Here is a 20,758-nt window from a genome sequence, read left to right as displayed (position 1 = left end):
CGATGGCTAGAGTGGCGGCGATAGTTCTGGCGCGGGATGTGCGTGGTTATGGCGGCATCCCCCGTGTGAGGGCGGGCAAATCGCCGCATCACTTTGCACTCACTTTCGCATATCGCACAAATTCAAGTACTTTTTCTGCCTATTCGTGATGGGCAGGAGTGTGCGGCGACGGTTGTTGCACACGAAAGTGATCAGAACAATTGCATGCGCCCCGCCATTCGGCGTACCTTGTTTGCGCAAGCAGTACCCCTCTTTTCTCCGTTGCGTCGCCGGTCATGTCCATGAAGGCTCTCCGAAGACTGCTTCTGCTTGGGCTTATCCCGCTGTCGGGATGCCACACCGTGCTGATGTCGCCCGCTGGTGATTTGGCGCTGCAGCAGCGCAATCTGATCATCAGTTCGTTGATCCTGATGCTGTTGATCGTGGTGCCGGTGATCATCATGGCCTTGCTGTTCGCCTGGCATTACCGCGCGTCGAACAAAAAGGCGCACTACGATCCGGAGTGGGATCACTCCACCATGCTGGAGTTGCTAATCTGGGCCGCGCCGCTACTGATCATCATTGCGCTCGGTGCGTTGACCTGGGTCAGCACGCATAAGCTTGACCCGTATCGCCCGCTGGACCGTATTGCGGCTGGCAAGGCGATATCTGCCAACGCCAAGCCGCTGGAGGTCGACGTGGTGGCGCTGGATTGGAAGTGGCTGTTCATCTACCCCGAGCAGAACATGGCGGTGATCAACGAAGTGGCCGCGCCGGTGGATCGCCCCATCCAGTTCAAGATCACGGCCTCGACGGTGATGAACTCATTCTTCATCCCAGCGCTTGCCGGCCAGATCTACGCCATGCCGGGCATGGAAACGCAGCTTCAGGGAGTGATCAACAAGCCTGGACAATTCGACGGTTTTTCGGCGAACTTCAGCGGCGATGGCTTCTCTCACATGAACTTCGTCTTCCACGGTCTGAGCGACGCTGATTTCGCCCAATGGGTGCGGAAGGTGAAAGCCGGCGGCGGCGAGTTAAGTCGTGATGAATACGTGAAATTGGCCCAGCCCAGCGAGAAAGTGCCGGTGCGGTACTACGACGGCGTGGCGCCGGGTTTGTTCATGGCCATCATGGGTCATTGCGTACCGACCGGCAGCGTCTGCGTGGATAACAAGGCAGCAGCTCCGGGCGGCGAAGAAGGAGCGATGAGCTCCGGCCATGATATGAGCGGCATGGCAGCCATGCCAACGACCCACTCACAATAACGGGTGTCCATGATGCATCCCGACCTTACCCATCTGATTTTCGGTCGTCTGACATGGCACGAGTTCCTACCCGAGCCGATCGTGGTGGGAACATTCATCGTGGTGGCGCTAGGGGGGATCGTTCTCTTTAGCATCATCACCTACTACAAGCTATGGGGTTATCTCTGGCACGAATGGTTCACCAGCATTGACCACAAGAAGATCGGCGTGATGTACATCATCCTGGGCATCATTATGCTGCTGCGCGGCTTTGCCGATGCGGTGATGATGCGTGCGCAACAGGCCATCTCGTTCGGTCACAACGTGGGCTACCTACCGCCGGATCACTACGACCAGATCTTCACCGCGCACGGTGTGATCATGATTTTCTTCGTCGCCATGCCGTTGATCACTGGCATCATGAATTTCGTGATGCCGTTGCAGATCGGCGCGCGTGACGTGGCTTTCCCCTTTCTGAATAACTTCAGTTTTTGGATGACCGTATCCGGTGCCGTGCTGGTGATGATGTCGCTGTTCATCGGCGAGTTCGCGCGCACGGGCTGGTTGGCTTATCCACCGCTGTCCGGCATCGTGTCGAGTCCGGATGCGGGCGTGGATTACTACATCTGGGCCTTGCAGATAGCCGGTGTCGGAACCTTGTTGTCCGGCGTGAATCTGCTCACCACCATCATCAAGATGCGCGCGCCGGGCATGACCTTTATGCGCATGCCGATCTTCACCTGGACGGCGCTGTGCACGAATGTGCTGATCGTGGCGGCATTCCCGGTGCTTACCGCGGTGCTGGCGATGCTGGCGCTGGATCGTTACGCAGGCACCAATTTCTTTACCACCGTGCTTGGCGGCAACGCCATGATGTATGTGAATCTGATCTGGATCTGGGGCCATCCGGAGGTCTACATCCTGATCTTGCCGGCGTTCGGCATCTTTTCCGAGGTTACGTCCACCTTTTCGCAAAAGCGCCTGTTTGGTTATGCGTCGATGGTCTACGCGACGGTGGTGATCACGGTGCTGGCGTATCTGGTATGGCTGCACCACTTCTTCACCATGGGCTCGGGCGCCAGCGTCAATTCGTTCTTCGGCATCACCACCATGATCATTTCGATCCCGACGGGGGCGAAGATCTTCAACTGGCTGTTCACCATGTATCGCGGACGCATTTCGTTTGAAGTGCCGATGTTATGGACCGTGGGCTTTATCGTGACCTTTGCCATCGGTGGCATGACCGGCGTGCTGCTGGCGGTGCCGCCTGCGGATTTCTCGCTGCATAACAGCCTGTTCCTGATCGCGCACTTCCACAATGTGATCATTGGCGGCGTGTTGTTCGGCTTGTTCGCCGGGATCAATTACTGGTTCCCGAAGGCGTTCGGATTCAAGCTTGATCCCTTCTGGGGCAAATGCTCGTTTTGGTTCTGGTTGATCGGTTTCTACTTCGCCTTCATGCCGTTGTACGTGTTGGGCCTGATGGGAATCACGCGGCGGCTCAGCCATTTCGACGATCCGTCGCTGCGGATCTGGTTCGAAATCGCGGCATTCGGCGCGTTCCTGATCCTACTGGGCATCATGTGCATGCTGATCCAGTTTGCGGTTAGCTTCATGCGGCGTGAGCAATTGCGCGACAAGACCGGTGATCCGTGGAATGCCCGTACGCTGGAATGGTCCACGTCTTCGCCACCACCGAAATACAATTTCGCCTTTACGCCGCTGATCCATGACAGCGATGCGTGGTGGCAGATGAAGCAGCACAAATATCAGCGGCCGCTGGGTGGTTTCCGGCCGATCCATATGCCGAAGAACACCGGGGCCGGAATCATCCTGGCAGGCATCAGCACGGTGTTCGGCTTCGCGATGATCTGGTACATGTGGCCGCTGGCGATCATCTCGTTCGTGGCACTGCTGGCCACGGCAATCGGCCACACGTTCAACTATCGCCGCGACTACTACATTCCAGCGGAAGAAGTGGCGCAGGTCGAAGCGACTCGCACGGAGCTGCTCGCCCGTGTCTAATACCACGATGACCCTGAGCGACTCGCCGGAACCCTTGAAGTTCCATGTGGAAGGCGAGTACCACGTCGAGAACGGTACGCTGCTCGGCTTCTGGCTTTACCTGATGAGCGATTGCCTGATCTTCGCGTGCCTGTTCGCGGCTTACGGCGTGCTTGGTCGCGACTACGCTGGAGGTCCTTCGGCGGCGCAGGTGCTGGAGTTGCCGGTGGTGGCGGTCAACACCACGTTGCTGTTGCTCTCTTCGATCACCTATGGCTTCGCAGTGTTGGAAATGAAGCAAAACCGGCGCGGCCCGATGATGGCGTGGCTGGTGGTGACCGGGTTGCTTGGCGCCGGGTTTATTGGCCTGGAGCTGACCGAGTTTGCGCACCTGATTTCGATTGGGGCGGGGCCGCAGCGCAGCGCTTTTCTTTCCTCGTTCTTCACCCTGGTCGGTACGCACGGCTTGCACGTGACCTGCGGCTTGATCTGGCTGGTGGTGTTGATGGTGCAAGTGGGCAAGAAAGGGCTGATCCCTGCTAACAAGCGCCGGCTGATGTGTCTGTCCATGTTCTGGCATTTTCTTGACGTGGTGTGGGTAGGCGTTTTCAGCTTCGTCTATCTGATGGGAGCGCTGCCATGAGCGAGCAGGCCGAGGTGCAGCACGATCACGACGAGCACGATGGCGTCAGCGACGTTCACGCCACGCTAAAAGGCTACCTCACGGGTTTCGGCCTGGCGGCGCTGTTGACCATCATCCCGTTCTGGTTGGTGATGAGCGGAGCGTTTGCGAAATCCGGCCCCGCCGATGCCTTGATCCTGTTCCTGGCCGGCATCCAGATCGTGGTGCACATGGTCTACTTCTTGCACATGAACGCCAAGTCGGAAGGCGGCTGGAATATGCTGGCGCTGGTCTTCACCATCGTGTTGGTGGTGATCACCCTGAGCGGTTCTATCTGGATCATGTTCCATCTCAACAACAACATGATGCCGTCGATGATGCGGGATCCACGCAATTTGCCTTAAGGCAACGCTGAATAAGTATCGCCGTCGTCACCAGACAGGACTGGCCCCAACATGTTGAATTTAAAATGATGGGGTGACACCTGGAAGGCCTGCAGGGTGTGCCGCGCGGCTTGGCAAGACGGCCAGTCTTCCCCGCGCCACGCAACACACCCTGCGGGCCTTCCAGGTGTCATGACGACGGCGATACTTATTCAGCGTTGCCTTATGTGACATGCGATGATTAGGCGCATGGTTCCCCCAGATGCCGAAGACATCACACGCGACCCTCGTGGTCCATTTGCCCTGACGCTGCTTGCAATCCTTGCCATCTGTCTGTTCGTCGGTTTCGTCGAATTGGGCAACTGGCAGGTGCGGCGCCTCGCCTGGAAACGCGACCTCATCGCTCGCGTCGATCAACGCGTGCATGCGCGGCCGATTGCGCCGCCCAGCCACGACCAATGGCCGCAAGTGAATGCCGAGCATGACGAGTATCGACACGTGCAGGCAACCGGCGTGTTTCTTCATGACCGCCAAACCTTGATTTGGGCAGCTTCCGACGACGGCAGCGGCTATTGGGTGGTGACACCGCTGCGTTTGACCGATGGCTCCCTGGTGTTGATTAATCGCGGCTTTGTGCCCGAAGACTGGTGTGGGCGCGATGGTCATTGTGCGCCGGGACCGGTGGGCGAAACCACCATCACAGGCTTGCTGCGCATGTCCGAGCCATCCACGTTGTTCCGTCGCAACGATCCGGCACACAATAGCTGGTATACACGTGATGTGTCGGTCATTGCCGCGGCGCGTGGACTCACGCAAGTTGCGCCGTATTTCATCGATCAGGACGTGGCGCCTGCAGGGTCAGCATCCACCGCACACTCATGGCCGCAAGGCGGTACGACCGTTATCAACTTCCCGAACAATCATCTCAGCTACCTGATCACCTGGTATCTGCTGGCCTTGATGACTTTGGGAGGTGCTATTTATGTGGGGTATGACGAGTACAAGCTGCGCCGTTCTTCCGGCAGACCCGAAGCTGAAGGCGTGAATCAGGGCGGCGGTCCAAAGAAGGTTTTGTAAAGGCCGGCGCGCGAGCTGTTAAGGGTAATGGCACTAACCTGATTCCGTGACCCCTCCTCGGCACGATTCCGCCTGGCCGTCCAAGAAGGCGATCAGCGCGTACGTAGAAGTATCCGAAAGGGGGACAGGGAGATGACGGATGCTTCGACACGTCAGTGACGGCTTGGAAATGGCGTTCACTGTACAAATTCGCACGGTGACACCAAGCGCAATGCATCAAGGATCGTCGCACGATCAGGCACTTATTCAAAAAGATCATCCTTTTACTATCTGAGGAGTGTGATCATGCTTTTATCAAACAAGTTTCCATCCGCATTACAAGTCCGGCTGGCGGCCGGCATAGCAACACTAGCAGCGAGCTTTGCCTTGCCAATGACTACAGCCATAGCTCAAACGGTCATTCCGGAACAATCCACGCAATACAACAATAGCTTAGAGGGCGCCTTTGGTCATGGGATGACCGTGATTCCCCGTAGCGCCAGCGATTGCAATCCAAACCCTCTCTACGCAATCCAACAATGCACCCAAGTCATTGGTGCCGGCCTTGAGATCAATAGCATAAGCGGCACCGGCATCAACTGGGATGACTATGAATTGACAGAGCTTCATATAGAGATATATGGACCGAATGGCACTATCGCGAACTGCGATCAATTCAACCTTCCCGCCTATGCCACCAGCCCTACTTGCACATGGAACAACCCGGACCCCAAAAAACAGATGACAGCCGGAGACTACTGCTCAAGAACCTGGATGTATGACGGATCTGGCTACATCGATATGGATTCGGAATGCATTGATGTCCATAGCTAACGCAATGCTAGTCCCGTGGTTGTTCTCCTGTCGCGTGACGCGATCGGGAATCGTTGGAAATTCCACTATACCGCCATGCTCAGAGGGTGGCGACATGAGTATTCAATTTTCAGACGACAGCAACACATGTTGTCGGGTTGTGAGTCTTCCCAGCGCTCAATGGCGGAGCAGACTCACTTTCGCCGCGGTGGCTTACCGCCACCATGACCATGCGGACGCGGTTTGCCACCATGGCCGCGTGCATGTGCCGGTTTGAAGTCCGGCTTGCGCGGTGGACGTTCGCCGGCGCTGTCGTCGTTGCCATCCCATTCGCTGATGCGCAGCATCTGCTGGTTCACCCACACTTTCTTCAGGTGTTGGAAGATTTCCGCGGGCATGCCTTCGGGTAGATCGATCAGGCTGTAGTCGCCACGAATGCTCAAGCGGCCAATGTATTGGCTTTCCAGTCCGGCTTCATTGGCGATGGCGCCAATGATGTTGCCGGGTTTTACACCGTGTTCATGGCCTACTTCGATGCGATAAGTGCATTTGCCGGCTTCCGTGGCGTGCGGACGTGTCTGGCGCGGCGCGAACTCGCGCTGATCGCCGTCGCGATAGCGCGGTTCGCGGGCAGGGCGCCGGCTGTCACCATCATGTCCATGACTGGGGCGTGTTTCACGCTCGCGCGAGTGTTCGCGTTTTGCTGGCGGCTCCAGCAGCAGCGGACGATCGCCTTGGGCGATGCGTGCCAGCGCGGCGGCAATCTCGATCGCCGGAATGTTGTGTTCCTGTTCGAATTGCTCGATAAGCTGTTGGAACTGCCCTAGGCCACCCACTGCCAGTGTGTCGCTGATGTTTTGCTTGAAGCGGGAGATGCGGCGATCGTTCACTGCTTCGACAGTAGGCAGCTTCATCTCTTCGATCGGCTGGCGCGTAGCCCGTTCGATCGCGCGCAGCATACCCTTCTCGCGTGGGGTCACGAACAGGATCGCTTCGCCGCTGCGTCCGGCCCGGCCGGTGCGGCCAATGCGATGCACGTAGCTTTCGGTGTCATAGGGAATGTCGTAGTTCAGCACGTGGCTGATGCGTTCCACATCCAGGCCGCGGGCCGCGACGTCGGTAGCCACCAGGATGTCGAGTTTGCCGTCCTTGAGCTGCTGGATCACGCGCTCGCGCTGCGGCTGGGCGATATCACCGTTGATGGCCGCTGCGGCTAGTCCGCGTGCTTGCAGTTTTTCTGCCAGCTCGTCGGTCGCCTGCTTGGTGCGGGCGAAGATGATCATGGCGTCGAAGGGTTCTGCTTCCAGAATGCGCGTCATCGCATCCAGCTTATGCATGCCGCTTACCCACCAGTAGCGCTGGCGGATATTTGCCGCGGTGGTGGTGGCTGCCTTGATGGTGACTTCGACCGGGTCCTTCAGATGCCGCTGGGCGATCTTGCGGATCGGTGACGGCATGGTGGCGGAGAACAATGCCACCTGGCGCTGTGGCGGTGTGGCCTGCAGCACCTTTTCCACATCGTCGATAAAGCCCATGCGCAGCATTTCATCGGCCTCGTCCAGTACGATGAAGCGCAGTTCGGAGAGATCGAGCGTGCCGCGATCCAGGTGATCGATCACGCGCCCCGGCGTGCCGACCACGACATGCACGCCGCGACGCAACGCTTGCAATTGCGGGCCGTAGCTTTGTCCGCCGTAGATCGGCAGCACCTGGAAACCGGGCATGTGCGCGGCATAGCGCTGGAATGCCTCTGCAACCTGGATAGCCAGTTCACGCGTCGGTGCTAGCACCAGCGCTTGTGGTTTGCCAGGACGCATTTCGATGCGCGAAAGGATCGGCAGCGCAAATGCGGCGGTTTTGCCGGTACCCGTCTGCGCCTGTCCCAATACGTCGCGCCCTTCCAGCAACGGCGGAATGGTTGCGGCCTGGATCGGCGAAGGTGATTCGTAGCCCACGTCGGTCAGGGCGCGCAGCACTTCCGGCGTAAGCGCAAGCGCAGAGAAGCCAGCGAAGGCTGGTTCGGAGTCAGGGGACGGGGGCGACATGGGAAACCTCGACGGGGCATGCGCGAAGGCATGCAGGAGAATGGGCACTATTGTAACAGCCCGCAGCGGCCATACCTTGCGATGCTCTGATCAGAGCATCCCTGCTGATGCATTTATAGGAACAAGAGCATGAAGAACCGTTTGTCAGCGTTGCCTTAAGCCTTCGCCGCAGGCCTGCGACCACGCGAGCGCCGCTTGCGATTTCCCATCGCATGCTCGCCACCACCATTGTTCTGCTGAGCATGCCCGTGCGGACGATGCGACGAACCACCCTGGCGTTGCGGACGCGGCTGGCGCTGTCCCTGCTTGGGGCGTGGTGCATGCGCATCCAGGCGCAGCGGCGCGGAAAGTTCGAAACCAGGCATTTCGACAATGGCGATGTCCTGGTTGAGCAGCTTGCGGATATCGCGCAGCAGGCCAGATTCCTCGTGGCTCACCAACGACAGCGCGACGCCCTCGGCACCCGCGCGACCCGTACGGCCGATGCGATGCACATAATCCTCCGCCACCATTGGCAGGTCGTAGTTGATCACGATGGGCAACTGATCGATATCGATACCACGCGCGGCGATATCCGTTGCGACCAGCACGGTAACGCGGCCGCTCTTGAAATCGGCGAGCGCGCGGGTGCGCGCGTTTTGGCTCTTGTTGCCGTGAATGGCGGCAGCGTGCAGGCCGGACTGCTCCAAGTAGCGCACCAGCTTGTCGGCACCATGCTTGGTGCGGCTGAATATCAGCGTTTGCCGGCGGCTGTCCTCGCTGAGCACGTGCAACAGCAGGTCGCGCTTGCGTGGACCATCCACCGGATACACCTGATGGCTGACCGTCGTGGCCACGCTGTTGGCCGGTGTTACCGATACTTCACGTGGGGATTGCATGAACTGCATCGCCAGCGATTTGATTTCCGGTGCGAAGGTGGCGGAGAACAGCAGCGTCTGGCGCTGCTTGGGCAATGCGCCGACGATGCGCTTCAGCGAGGGCAGAAAGCCCATATCGAGCATGCGATCCGCCTCATCCAGCACCAGCACCTCGATACCGCTCAGGTCGAGCGTGCGCTGCTGCATGTGATCGACCAGACGACCTGGCGTGGCGATGACGATATCCACACCGCGGCGCAGTGCCTGCACCTGCGGTCCCATGCTCACGCCGCCGAAGATCACCGCGCTGCTGGTACGCAGATGCTTGCCGTAGTCGCGCAGGTTCCCATGAATCTGCGCGGCGAGTTCGCGTGTGGGGGTGAGGATCAACGCGCGCGGACGGCGCGTGCCGGCGGGCGCGCTATTCGACATGCGCTGCAGCAGGGGCAACGAAAAGGCAGCGGTCTTGCCGGTGCCGGTCTGTGCGGCGGCCAGCAGATCGTGGCCTTCCAGTACCACCGGAATGGCTCCGGCCTGGATGGGGGTGGGTTCGGCGTAGCCTTGTTCGGCAAGCGCACGCAGCAACGCAGGGGCCAGGCCCAGCGACTCGAATGACATGAAATGCTCCTGTGCAACCCGGAGCTTTAATGCAGAACCGCGTTGCTGTTTTGGTAGGTAATAACGGGGGCGTTAGGGAAAACGCCTCGCCCGGACGGGCGTACCCGCGGGCGGAGTATACACGAAGGGTGTATTCGCCATCGGCGTTCGAGGTCGAAAGTGATAGCCTCGTGCATTCGTTTATCGGGAATTTGGCATGTCCGTCCTTTCAGCCTTGCGCGAGTTGAACGACGAGCAGCGGCATACGGTGCTGGCGAGTTTCCTGGGCTGGACGCTCGATGCTTTCGACTATTTCATCTTCACTTTCGTGATCGTTGGCATCGCGAACGAGTTTCGTGTCGATCACACCCTGGTCACCCTAGGCGTATGGCTGACCTTGGCGGCCCGTCCGGTGGGTGCTTTTTTGTTCGGGCGCTTGGCTGATCGCTACGGGCGCCGGCCGGTGTTGATGATCGACGTGATTTTGTTTTCGGTGTTCGAGCTGGCCACCGCGTTTTCACCGACCATCACCGTTTTGCTGGCCACGCGCTTTCTGTTCGGGGTGGCCATGGGTGGTGAATGGGGCATAGGCGCGTCGCTGGTGATGGAGTCGATTCCGCCGAAGTCGCGCGGTTTGGTATCGGGGTTGCTGCAAAGCGGCTACCCCTGCGGTTTCTTCCTTGGCGCCCTGGTGAACTGGCTGTTGGTGGATCACATCGGCTGGCGCGGGCTGTTTGTCGTCGGCGCGCTGCCGGCATTGCTGGTGCTGTATATCCGCCGCAAGGTGCCGGAATCGCCGGCATGGGAAGCCCGCCAGGCGCAGCACGACAAGCAAGGTTTGTTTGACGCCATGCGCGGTCACTGGAAACTCGCCATCTACCTGATGTGCTTGATGGCGGCGTTCAACATGTTCAGCCATGGCTCGCAGGACATGTATCACACGTTCGAAGAAGTGAACCTGCATCTGCCTACCGGTTCGAGCATGGCGTTCCTACTGGTGGCTCTGCTCAATCTTGGCGCTTTGGTGGGAGGTATTTGCTTTGGTGCGTGGTCGGAAAAGATCGGTCGCCGCCGCGCCATGATCATATCGGCCTTGCTCGCCATTCCGGTGATTCCGTTGTGGACGTATGGCAGTTCCTTTGTGCTGCTGGGGCTCGGCGCGTTCCTGATCCAGGTGATGGTGCAGGGTGCCTGGGGGGTGGTGCCGACCCACCTCAACGAACTGTCGCCCGATGCGGTGCGCGGTACCTTGCCTGGCTTTGCCTACCAGATGGGCAACCTGATCGCGGCGGGCACAGCCACGGCGCAGTCCTGGCTGGCCAGCCAGAATGGGCTGGGCTTGCCGCTGGTGATGTCGCTATGGATCAGTGCCGTGGCGCTGTTGCTGGTGCTGCTGGTGTGGCTGGGGCCGGAGGCGCGTGGAGTCGGGTTCGGCCAGCCGCGTAGCTGATAGAATCGCTCCCTTTCGCTTCTACCGAGAGACAGGCAATGAAGGCTGGCAAGGACAAGGTCATCGCGTTCCACTACACGCTTGCCGTGGACGGCGAGAAGCTTGAAAGCTCGCACGACGAGGGCGGGCGGCCGTTGTGGATTCTGCTGGGCCATGGCCAGCTCTTTCCCGGGTTGGAGAAGGCGCTGGAAGATCATGCTGCCGGCGATACGCTGCAGGTGGAACTCTCTCCGGCTGAAGGATATGGCGAGCGTCAGGAAGGCCAAATTCAGCGCATGTCGAAGAAATATTTCCACCACGTCAAGCACTTGAAGCCTGGCATGGTGACGATGCTGGCGCTCAAAGAGGGTGGTCAGCGCGCGGTGACAGTGCTGAAGGTCGGCATGAGCGCGATCGACGTGGACCTTAATCATCCGATGGCCGGCAAGACGCTGAACTTCGACGTGGCGATCCAGGAGGTGCGTGACGCGACCGAGGAAGAAATTCAGCATGGTCATGCGCATCCGCCGGGGGCTGGAGCGCACTGATTGACGGGAATGGTTGGGGTTCGCATGCGCTCACCTCAACCTACGCAACCGTTGGTGTTTGGAAATCAAACCAGCGAAATCTGCACATCCACATTGCCGCGCGTAGCGTGCGAATACGGGCAGATATCGCGATGGGCAATATCCACCAGCTCCTGCGCCGCGGCGTGATCCATATCGGGCAGGCTCACCTCCAGCTTTACGGTGATGCCGAACCCCGTCGGCTCGCGCGGACCGATGCCAACGTGGCCGGTTACCGAAGCTTCTTTCAAAGTGACCTTCTTTTCGCGCGCCACATAGCGCACCGCACCTTCAAAACAAGCGGCATAGCCGGCGGCAAACATCTGCTCCGGATTGCTGCCCTGGCCACCCGGGCCGCCGAGTTCCTTCGGCACCTTCAGGTCGAAATCCAGCACGCCATCGCTGCTGTGGATATGGCCTTCACGGCCACCTTTGGCGGTGGCAGTAGCGGTGTACAGAATTTTGCTGGGCTTGTTCATGGACGGGTCTCGCTTGTGGTGAGCGGGCTGGGGGTTGCACTTCAACCTACGGTGCGTTGACGACCCCTACAAACAGGATGCGGTCATTGGATCGGTCGCCGATGGTCAGGAAGAACGGCCGGTCGACGATCATCGAAAACGGCGGCTGCGGTCTCCGCATGGCGGCGGCCCTAAGGATGATCGAAGTCGCCGCCGATGCCTCGGTGGAAACCTCATCCATGGCGAACGCTGTCTTGTGCAGGATCTCGCTGATCTGCAGGTTGCGGCCTTCGACGATGCCGTTGAATTGCGCGTCGTTGGCAAAGGCGCGGCGCACGCCGAGCGCCTTCAATTCATCGCCCAGCGTGGTCGAGAACGTGGATTTCAGCTTGGGTATCTGCAACGAGCCGGATTGCCGATGCAGTGCGCCAAGCATCGCTTTCCAGGATATTTCGTCGATGGTGGTAAGCCACGACTGAACGCTGGCCTCTGGCTTGGGCAGAAATACCGTCATGACCAAGTGATCATCGCCGCTATAAGGCAATTGGATGATCTGGCCGCTGTCGTTTTCGGCGTAGTCGAACTCGCTGGCCTGGAACATCGTGTCGACGTCGGCCGTCTTGTCGCGAGTGACATGGAATGGCCTTGGTTTCGTGTTGTTTTTGTCGAAGGGTTTTTGCCAGATGCCCTTGAAGTACAACACCGCGGTCAACACGATGCCGGTGTTTGGCACCTGATCCAGCACATGCGTGATCATGCCGTGGGTATGCGCGCTCACAAAGCCGTTGATAGCGGCAGGCGCTGCCTGCGGGCGGGTGCTTTGCACGTGCACGCCAGGCAGGCCGGCGGCGAAAGCGGGCAACAGCTTTTCCACCGGCGCCACCCAGATATCCATGGCCGACTGGGCAGAACCGAGCGAGGTGTTGTCGATGTCTTTGTACTCGCCGGTGAGCGCGACGATCTGCTCCTCGGTTTGGCCCTCTGCGCCAGTAGCCACGGCTGCCAGTGCCGTACGGATGTTGCGTGGGGCAATGATGACGTTGCTGTCGGGATGCTCGGCGCTGACCTTTTTGAGCAGTGCGAAACCAAGGGACGCGTCGCTTGGCATGGCGGCCTCCGTCCACAGCGGCCAGGACAACGAAAACAGGAATGCCAGAACCATTGTTTGCATGCGCATGCTTGCATGCCTCCGCAGGGAATGGATGTGGATCGTAGGCGAGATCCCAGGTGATCGATAGTGCCCCCCGTCAGTCCAGCAGGCGCTTGCCGTAGGCGAAGTGATCGCGCCAGTACGGTCCATCGATATCGTCCAGGCGTACCGTGCCGCCGCTGTTCGGCGCGTGCACGAAGCGTCCCTTGCCGACGTAGACGCCCACATGGCCGATATCGCCGCCAATGCGGAAGAACACCAGGTCGCTGCTGATCAGCTCGTTCATGTTGCGCACCTTGGCGCCATTCATCGAGGCCATGTCACGCGAGCTGTGCGGCAGCAAGATGTTGGCGGCGTTGCGGTAGATGTAGTCCACCAGGCCACTGCAGTCGAAACCGCCCGCCGGCGTGTTGCCACCATGGCGATAGGGGGTGCCGACCAGGGCCATGGCCCGGAACAGCACATCGTTGGCGGTGCCGATCGCGTTTTCTGGCGCCCGCGCCGGCTCGTCGGCAAGCCCCGAGCGCGAGGGTTTGAAGGTGGCCTCGCGGCGTGGCGAGCTGGCGCAGGCGGTCAGCAGCAACAACAGGCCGATCAGTGCGGCTTGGCGCAACCTATATCCGGTCGATCGGTGTTCGTCGGTATCGCCCATGTTGGCCAGGGGCATATAAAAACCTCGGCGGTGTTTGCGTCGAGGTTATATCAAATCAATGGCTTGGGTGGAAGTTCTCAGGAACTAGAGGAGCTTGGCTGAAGAGCCCTACCAGCGGCAGGCGGTGGCGGCATCGGGCTGCCTGGTGCTGGCGGCCTTGGCGAGTTCAAGGGAAGCCTAGTGTGGTAGGCGGGAGTCGAGGTGGATTGGCATCCGGCGGGATGTAGAGCATGGCACCTCGCCGTAGGACGCGGCGGAGCACTCTTCGCCCCGAGCGGGTGGTCCCTCACTTGCCGCTGGATGTCCCCTTCTTCTCCATCTTCTGCGTGGGTGATAGATGCGCTGCCACTGGGTAGCGACGTCTGGGGCCAGATGACGGCACTGCGTGCCGAGCGTTTGCAGCGGATGGGCTACGAGAGGCAGTTGCTCGGGGTTATCGAATCGTGTCAGTGAGACGGCATCTTTCTGCAACGCGTGGGTGTCCTGGATGCATAAACCTTTCAGGTAAACACCTGATCGTCAGCGTTGTTTAGTGAAGAGATACTGGGACGGATCACTGGAACATCACCAGATCAAAACCAACAATTACCCCCCATGCCAGAGCTGCGTCACGACCATGCACGATTTGATAAATTTGCGGATAAACCCCACCCTCATAAAGGCAGGCATTGACGTTTCCAACACCATGGCTGACGCCGCAGGCAACCAAGTCAGCAACATCGCATATAACGGCCGTAACTACACCTTGACGGTGCCCTTAACCGGTGAGCTTACAGTAGAACGGCGATACAGCAATGGCGGCGAGAGGTTTCAAGCTGCAGTCAGCAGATTTTTTTCGGGGAACTGGTGCGGTCTGACGAACGCCGAGAAAATACAACAGGTGATTACGCCACTCGTAGAAAAGGAAAAGGGCCTAATGTCCCTAAATGCGAGTCGACCCAGCCAGGCAACAACCTCCGTGTCGACCCCCCTCCTGCCTTCCGGCGTACAAGACCTCTCAAAATACCTGAATCCCCAGCGCAAGCTCGCCGCCGAAAAAACAATTGCCCCCCCGGGGGCTCGCTCAGGCGAGCCAACAAATCAACTCCCACTAGGACACCCCCTTCGGTACTCCACAGCAGATGCATATGTGGAGGCCGTCAAACACAATTGCCAGGATTGGGTGGAAGAACGCTATCTAAGCCCCAGAAGCAAAATAAGCAACAACTGCCTCGAGAAGTTGTTGGCGGCGGACTACCACAGGGCCCACGGGTCTGAGGAGGACGCAAAGAAATTAGAGGAGCGGGCGTTCAGCACCATTCGCAATTTTGACATGATGCCCCCTACAACAACGAAGAAAGTGCGATGACCCAGGGCGCCCGCGCCGGACAGTGGTCTCTACCGACGTTGTTGCGTAGTTGCCGGTCACAGTGTGGTCACAGTGGTCTTTGAAAACCGCATTCCTATGCGGATAGCATTTTCCCTCCTAAGAGCCTGTTTGCAATCTTTTCGTTAACTTGGATCATTGGGCGAAGCAGACGTGCTTACGATCTTCTGAGCAAGAGTGCCAAGAAGGCGAGTGAGGAGACACCACATTAGAGTGCGGGTACGTCGATCGTCTGCTCCGACAGCGTGGTACCGCTGGCATTCCAGGCACGCAGGCGATAGCGCCCCGGATAAAGGTAGAGTTCGTTATGCGAATGGGAATGGGTAAACGTATAGCGATCGGCCGGGACGGATGTGTCCGGTTCATGGGGGTAATACGCGTCAACGGCACAGGGCAATTGTCCGTGGCACACATCGAGATCGATGCGGAACGGCGTGCGTTTATGCCCTAGCGACAACCAATCCGGCCTTTCGTTTACGTCGAAGGGAAAGCGCGGAAACACGACTTTACGGACCAATACTTCCGTCTTCATCTCACCGTTGATATCCACATCGCGTTCAGCGGCAGGAGGCAAGATGACAGTGATGTCGTGACGTGTGGGATCGGAGGTCCAGATCGCGTTTGTGCGCCGATTGCGCAGCACGATCGGTTCTTGCGGCATAAAGCGCACGATCATCGTGCTGTAAAAGCCGAAATCGAGACCGCCTACCGCCACATCGCGAAACTGCACCTGATCCACGCTTAGCGGGTCATGTCCGGTCAGGCGTTTGAGCTGCATGGCCATGGGTTGGATATCGCCGTCCAGGTTGCCGGCCGCTTTGTCAATATGTGCATAACCCGCGTGCACGAACAGCTTCGCTTGCGGATCCTTGGCGAACACTTTTTCGTAAAGCGTATGCGCCTCGGCGGCATCGCGGTCGTTCATGTCCGCACTGTCCGAGTCATACGGCACGATGGTGTAACCGAGCCGGATCGCCTGCCGGATGATTTCGCCATAGAGTGGTTCCATCAGGTATTCGCTGCCTGACTTGTCGGTGGGGTAGCCGCGCTGCATCAGGTCGGTATCTTTGTCGCTGAGTGCTTCGACGGCAAAGTAACGAAAGCCCAGTGCCCGCAGGCGCGGCAACAAAGCCAGCGTCAGTTCGCGCGTGTGCGCATCGTGATGGGCTTCGTTGACCATCACGATGTTGCGCGTGGCAGCCGCTTGCGCCACCGCGTCGGCCGCGTCGACACCCTGCCAGTCATCCACATTCGGCAATGGCATGGAGCGTGGGGGCGCGATGCGGTTGTCGAACGGGAACGCCATCACCGCCTCGTTATACAGGCCCAATTCGCTGTCCACCGTGGCCAGCAACTGCTGTGCGAGCGATTTGTCGTCGCTCTGCAGCAGGGGGATCACGGAGGTGAGGTAGGTGTAGCGAACCAGGCCGTTTGGCGCGGCACCGAACCGTGTGAGTATCTGCGTGCTCGATGGTGCGGAACTTGCCGGTGCAGGAGGCTGCGCGCGCAGGCTGATGGATGCCAGTAGCGCGGTGGTGCAACATAGGCACATCGCTATCGCCGTACGCATCGGAGTGGGGACCCGTGGTTGCGCGACACCAGCGTGCGACGATGTTGGGTCTGGCGCAAGTACCCATAACGCCGGTTACTGGGCAACGACTGCTCGCTTGGGGATGCCGCGAGGGGGGCAGGCCCGAATGGCGCTTACATAAGCGCTTGCTCGTCGATTGCAATGCGCGGAACACGCCCCTCTCCCTTCGGGAGAGGGGCTGGGGGTGAGGGTTCGGGTGGAGCGCGGTGATCGTTTCTTGCACAAGTGTTTGTTATTGCACTCCGACCGTACCCTCACCCCAACCCCTCTCCCGAAGGGAGAGGGGCTTAGTAAGCGCCATTCGGGGCAAGCCCCATTCCCTATCCTTGTAAGCTCCGGCCCGGGCCTCGCTACAATGGCGCGATGTATGCTTCCCGCAGTGATGTCTTGATCCTTGGTGGCGGTGTTGTCGGCCTCTCTTGTGCGCTTTATCTGTTGCAGTGCGGCGCAAGCGTGCGCGTGCTGGAGCAAGGCATGCCCGGCTGCGGCAGCTCGCATGGCAATTGCGGCACGATCACCCCCAGCCATGCGACGCCGCTAGCCATGCCGGGCATGCTGGGCGTCGCCCTGCGTTCGATGTTTCACGCCAACGCGCCGCTTTACCTCAATCCCCGTTTCGATGGCCCGCGCCTGCGTTGGCTGCTGGGTTTTGCACGGCATTGCAATTGGCGTGATTTCGAGCGTGCCACGCAAGCGCGGGCAGCTATCCTGCAGCGTTCACGGCATCTGTTGGGCGAGCTGATCCAGCACGAGAAGCTCGATTGCGAATTCGTCGAATCCGGTGTGATGTACGTGTATCGCCAGTCCAGGCAAATGGCCGAGGATGAGCACCATCACGTGCAGGTGCTCGAACGCCTCGGCATTTCCGTACAGCGCCTGCGTGGCGATGACGTCGAGGCCATGGAGCCGGCACTCAAGCCCGGTGTGAAGGGCGGCTTGTTCCATCCCGGCGACGCGTGCTTGCGACCGGATCGTTACGTAGCCGAGCTGGCGCGCTTGGTGCGTGAGCGCGGCGGTGTGATCGAAACCGAAGCCAGGGTCGAACGCTTCGATACCGATGCAGCACGTATTGTTCGCGTCGGTACCGGTCGAGGCGATTTTGCAGGTGATCGCGTATTGCTCGCGTTGGGTGCATGGTCGCCACAGCTCGGGCAGAAACTTGGTCTGCGCTTGCCGATGCAACCGGGCAAGGGCTATTCACTGACTTATACTCGCCCGAAGCTTGCCCCACGCCATCCACTGGTGCTGCGCGACGTATCGGTGTGTGTCACGACTTGGGAAAGCGGTTTTCGTCTGGGCAGCACGATGGAGTTTTCCGGCTACACCGAAGGGCTCAATCGTCTGCGCATCGAAGCCTTGCGCCGTGGTGCAGCCACTGGCCTGCGTGAGCCGGAAGGGCCGCAATTGCAGGAAGAGTGGTGGGGCTGGCGCCCGATGAGTGTGGATGAAGTGCCAATCATTGGTCCGAGTACTCGTTGGTCGAACCTGCATCTGGCGACGGCGCACGGCATGCTGGGCGTCAGCATGTCGGCAGCGACCGGTGAATTGGTCGCCGCGCAACTTGGCGGTACGACACCCGCCATCGATCCTTCACTGTATTTGCCTGCGCGGTTCCGTTTGTAATGGAGGCGTGTTGTAGTTGAGGCACGCTGTGGTTGCGGCACTTTGCAGTCCCGCCAAGGAGATGATGATGAGCGAATGCTTCGATCTGATCGTGCTGGGGGCGGGTTCGGGTGGATTGAGCGTTGCACAGCATGGTGCGCGGCTAGGTGCACGCGTGGCGCTGTTCGATGCGGATGCGTTGGGCGGTACCTGCGTCAATCGCGGTTGTGTGCCGAAGAAGGCCATGTGGTACGCCGCGCAGATCGCCGAGATGCATCGCTTGGCTGCCGACATCGGTTTTGATGTCGCACCGATGTCGCTGGATTGGGCGCGCTTTCGCCAACTGCGCGATCGGTACATTGCCGGCATTCGCCAACGTTATGCGACACGGCTGGATACGGCGGGCATACATGTGGTGCCGCAGGTGGCGCGTTTCGTATCAACGGATACCGTCACCACCCAACAAGGTTTGCAGTGCTCCGCATCGCACATCGTGATCGCTACCGGTGCGCGTCCGCGTCGGTTGAATATTCCGGGTTTTGAGCTTGGCATGCTGTCGGATGACATCTTTACCCTGGATGCGCCGCCGAAGTACATCGCCATCGTCGGCGGTGGTTACGTAGCAGTGGAGTTTGCCTGCCTGATGCATGGCTTGGGATGCAAGGTGGATGTGTTTGTGCGCGAACATCTGCTGGCGGGCTTCGATCATGAGCTGGTCGAAACGCTGGCCGCGTCGATGCAGGCACGAGGTATCCGTATGCTTCGCCGTACACAGATCAAAGCAGCACGCGGCAAGCCTGGTGAGGTGACATTGGAAACGGGTGACGGCGCCGAACACGGGGTCTACGATGCCGTGCTATGGGCTGTCGGTCGTGTGCCCCATAGCGGCGATATGGGATTGGAAGAGATGGGCGTGGCCCGCGATGAAGAGGGGCATGTGCTTGTCGATGCATGCCAGAACACCAACGTGCCGGGTGTTTATGCGGTGGGAGATGTGACTGACCGCAAAGCGTTGACGCCAGTAGCGGTAGCCGCTGGGCGCGCACTCGCCGATCGGCTGGTCAATGGCCGTGCGGATGCAAAATTCGACGACACCACCATTCCCAGTGTGGTGTTTTCCGAGCCACCCATGGGCACAGTCGGCCTGACCGAGCAGCAAGCGCATGCCCGTTATGGTGATGCGGTGAGTGTGCACAGCGGTCGCTATACGCCTTTGCTGCTGATGGTGGCGGGACGCACCGAGCAAAGCATGGTGAAACTGGTTTGCGTGGGCGAGGACCGCAAGGTAGTGGGGATCCATGTGCTGGGGCCTGGCAGCGATGAACTGCTGCAAGGCTTTGCGGTAGCGTTGCAGAAGGGTCTGTATTGGCGCGATCTGAAGGCAGCAATTGCGATTCACCCCACGGCAGCGGAAGAGCTGTTATTGCTGCATTGAGCGCAGACGGGTCAAACTTCGGGGATGGATACTTTCACCCTCAAACAAGGCAGCGCTCCGCTGCTGATCAGCCTGCCGCACAACGGTAGCTACATTCCCGACGAACTGGCTGCACGTCTGCATTCGGCCGCTCGCCGTTCGCCTGATACCGATTGGCATGTGGCGCAGCTTTACGAGCCGTTGGCCGAAGAGCTAGGCGCCAGTGTGCTCAAGCCGGTGGCATCGCGTTATGTGATCGACCTCAATCGCCCCGCTGGCGGGCAAGCGCTGTATCCGGGCCGACGCGAAACTGGGCTGGTACCGACCATCGGTTTTGATGGCGAGCCGCTGTATCTGGACGGGCAGGAGCCGGGTGCCGAGGAAATCCAGCAACGGATCGACTGCTGGTGGCGGCCCTATCACCAAGCGTTGGTCGAGGAAATGGCCCGGTTGAAGGCTCAACATGGCCAGGTGGTGTTGTGGGAAGGGCATTCCATTCGCAGCCATGTTCCGATGCTGTTCGAGGGCCGCCTGCCGGATTTCAACCTGGGTACCGCCGACGGGGTCAGTTGTGGCTCCGATCTGCAGCGGAACCTCACCCACGTAATGGAGGCTCAACGCCGCTACGACTTCGTAGTGAACGGGCGCTTCAAGGGCGGTTATATCACCCGACATTACGGCAAGCCCGAGGAAGGGATGCAAGCGGTGCAGCTTGAGCTGTCCCAATGCCGGTATATGGACGAGGACAGCTTCGCCTGGGATGCCACCAAGGCGGCTCTGGTACAGGATATTCTTCGCAAGTTATTGCGGCAGTGCTTGAGCTGATTCCGGCAAAAGATGGCTGGGCATGCCTAGTTCGAGTTGATTGCTCAATTTATGAGCAAGTCGCGTGATTTTCTTCATTCCGTTCAGTTCCGGTATGCCGAG

At 59.4% G+C, this 20,758-nt stretch carries 18 protein-coding genes; 12 read left to right on the top strand and 6 right to left on the bottom strand.

Going from position 1 to position 20,758, the window contains the following annotated elements:
* The first annotated feature begins 347 nt into the window (after positions 1–347).
* The 6 genes from cyoA (at position 348) to EO087_RS08475 (ending at position 6,125) form a co-directional block, all read left to right on the top strand.
* Complete coding sequence (gene cyoA, locus EO087_RS08500; protein WP_240669190.1) at positions 348–1,247, top strand: ubiquinol oxidase subunit II; 900 nt, start codon at positions 348–350, stop codon at positions 1,245–1,247.
* 12 nt (positions 1,248–1,259) lie between these two features.
* Positions 1,260–3,251 carry a cytochrome o ubiquinol oxidase subunit I gene (cyoB, locus tag EO087_RS08495; RefSeq protein ID WP_240669189.1) on the top strand — a complete coding sequence of 664 codons (1,992 nt, stop codon included), beginning with the start codon at positions 1,260–1,262 and terminating at the stop codon, positions 3,249–3,251.
* A gap of 7 nt (positions 3,252–3,258) precedes the next feature.
* Positions 3,259–3,873, top strand: coding sequence for a cytochrome o ubiquinol oxidase subunit III (gene cyoC / locus EO087_RS08490; RefSeq protein WP_128899864.1), 615 nt, complete (start codon positions 3,259–3,261; stop codon positions 3,871–3,873).
* A complete protein-coding gene (cyoD, locus tag EO087_RS08485; protein ID WP_128898491.1) occupies positions 3,870–4,256 on the top strand; it encodes a cytochrome o ubiquinol oxidase subunit IV in 387 nt (128 codons plus the stop codon). The genes cyoC and cyoD overlap by 4 nt, the downstream gene beginning before the upstream one ends.
* 228 nt (positions 4,257–4,484) lie before the next feature.
* A complete protein-coding gene (locus tag EO087_RS08480; protein ID WP_128898490.1) occupies positions 4,485–5,312 on the top strand; it encodes an SURF1 family protein in 828 nt (275 codons plus the stop codon).
* Positions 5,313–5,597: 285 nt separating this feature from the next.
* Entirely contained in the window at positions 5,598–6,125 is a 528-nt protein-coding gene (locus EO087_RS08475) for a hypothetical protein (protein ID WP_128898489.1), read from the top strand.
* Positions 6,126–6,298: 173 nt separating this feature from the next.
* Here EO087_RS08475 and EO087_RS08470 read toward each other — a convergent pair whose 3' ends face one another.
* Complete coding sequence (locus tag EO087_RS08470) at positions 6,299–8,149, bottom strand: DEAD/DEAH box helicase (RefSeq protein WP_128898488.1); 1,851 nt, start codon at positions 8,147–8,149, stop codon at positions 6,299–6,301.
* Between the two features lie 155 nt (positions 8,150–8,304).
* The gene (locus EO087_RS08465; protein WP_128898487.1) at positions 8,305–9,624 is read right to left on the bottom strand and encodes a DEAD/DEAH box helicase; all 1,320 of its coding nucleotides are present in this window, start codon (positions 9,622–9,624) and stop codon (positions 8,305–8,307) included.
* A 196-nt stretch (positions 9,625–9,820) separates the two neighbouring features.
* Between EO087_RS08465 and EO087_RS08460 the strand changes: the two genes are divergently transcribed.
* Together EO087_RS08460 and EO087_RS08455 are read left to right on the top strand one after the other, a co-directional pair.
* The gene (locus tag EO087_RS08460) at positions 9,821–11,053 is read left to right on the top strand and encodes an MFS transporter (protein WP_128898486.1); all 1,233 of its coding nucleotides are present in this window, start codon (positions 9,821–9,823) and stop codon (positions 11,051–11,053) included.
* Positions 11,054–11,091: 38 nt separating this feature from the next.
* A complete protein-coding gene (locus EO087_RS08455) occupies positions 11,092–11,580 on the top strand; it encodes a peptidylprolyl isomerase (protein WP_128898485.1) in 489 nt (162 codons plus the stop codon).
* Between the two features lie 65 nt (positions 11,581–11,645).
* On the opposite strand, the gene EO087_RS08450 is transcribed toward EO087_RS08455, so the two are convergent.
* The 3 genes from EO087_RS08450 to EO087_RS08440 all read right to left on the bottom strand — a co-directional run bounded on the left by EO087_RS08450 (position 11,646) and on the right by EO087_RS08440 (position 13,873).
* The gene (locus EO087_RS08450) at positions 11,646–12,077 is read right to left on the bottom strand and encodes an organic hydroperoxide resistance protein (RefSeq protein ID WP_128898484.1); all 432 of its coding nucleotides are present in this window, start codon (positions 12,075–12,077) and stop codon (positions 11,646–11,648) included.
* A gap of 46 nt (positions 12,078–12,123) precedes the next feature.
* Positions 12,124–13,233, bottom strand: a complete 1,110-nt coding sequence (locus tag EO087_RS08445; protein ID WP_164931798.1) for a serpin family protein — start codon at positions 13,231–13,233, stop codon at positions 12,124–12,126.
* Between the two features lie 70 nt (positions 13,234–13,303).
* Positions 13,304–13,873 (bottom strand): C40 family peptidase, encoded by a 570-nt coding sequence (locus tag EO087_RS08440; protein ID WP_240669002.1) that lies wholly within the window; start codon positions 13,871–13,873, stop codon positions 13,304–13,306.
* A gap of 601 nt (positions 13,874–14,474) precedes the next feature.
* On the opposite strand from EO087_RS08440, the gene EO087_RS08435 reads away from it, so the two are divergent.
* A complete protein-coding gene (locus EO087_RS08435) occupies positions 14,475–15,206 on the top strand; it encodes a hypothetical protein (protein WP_128898482.1) in 732 nt (243 codons plus the stop codon).
* A 226-nt stretch (positions 15,207–15,432) separates the two neighbouring features.
* Here EO087_RS08435 and EO087_RS08430 read toward each other — a convergent pair whose 3' ends face one another.
* Positions 15,433–16,794: a hypothetical protein gene (locus EO087_RS08430; RefSeq protein WP_128898481.1), complete on the bottom strand. Its 1,362-nt coding sequence runs from the start codon at positions 16,792–16,794 to the stop codon at positions 15,433–15,435.
* A gap of 384 nt (positions 16,795–17,178) precedes the next feature.
* Here EO087_RS08430 and EO087_RS08425 point away from each other — a divergent pair, with 384 nt between their 5' ends.
* The 3 genes from EO087_RS08425 to hutG are packed head-to-tail and all read left to right on the top strand — an operon-like array spanning position 17,179 to position 20,656.
* Positions 17,179–18,438: an FAD-dependent oxidoreductase gene (locus EO087_RS08425; RefSeq protein ID WP_128898480.1), complete on the top strand. Its 1,260-nt coding sequence runs from the start codon at positions 17,179–17,181 to the stop codon at positions 18,436–18,438.
* Between the two features lie 28 nt (positions 18,439–18,466).
* Positions 18,467–19,852 (top strand): glutathione-disulfide reductase, encoded by a 1,386-nt coding sequence (gene gorA, locus EO087_RS08420; RefSeq protein WP_343132790.1) that lies wholly within the window; start codon positions 18,467–18,469, stop codon positions 19,850–19,852.
* A gap of 24 nt (positions 19,853–19,876) precedes the next feature.
* On the top strand, positions 19,877–20,656 hold the full coding sequence (hutG, locus tag EO087_RS08415) for an N-formylglutamate deformylase (protein WP_128898479.1): 780 nt from the start codon (positions 19,877–19,879) through the stop codon (positions 20,654–20,656).
* Positions 20,657–20,758 lie beyond the last annotated feature (102 nt).

It is taken from the genome of Dyella sp. M7H15-1 (genome assembly GCF_004114615.1).
Classification (GTDB): Bacteria; Pseudomonadota; Gammaproteobacteria; order Xanthomonadales; family Rhodanobacteraceae; genus Dyella_B.
The sequence above is the reverse complement of the archived record's forward strand: the minus strand, read 5'-3'. Positions and strand labels throughout refer to the sequence as shown.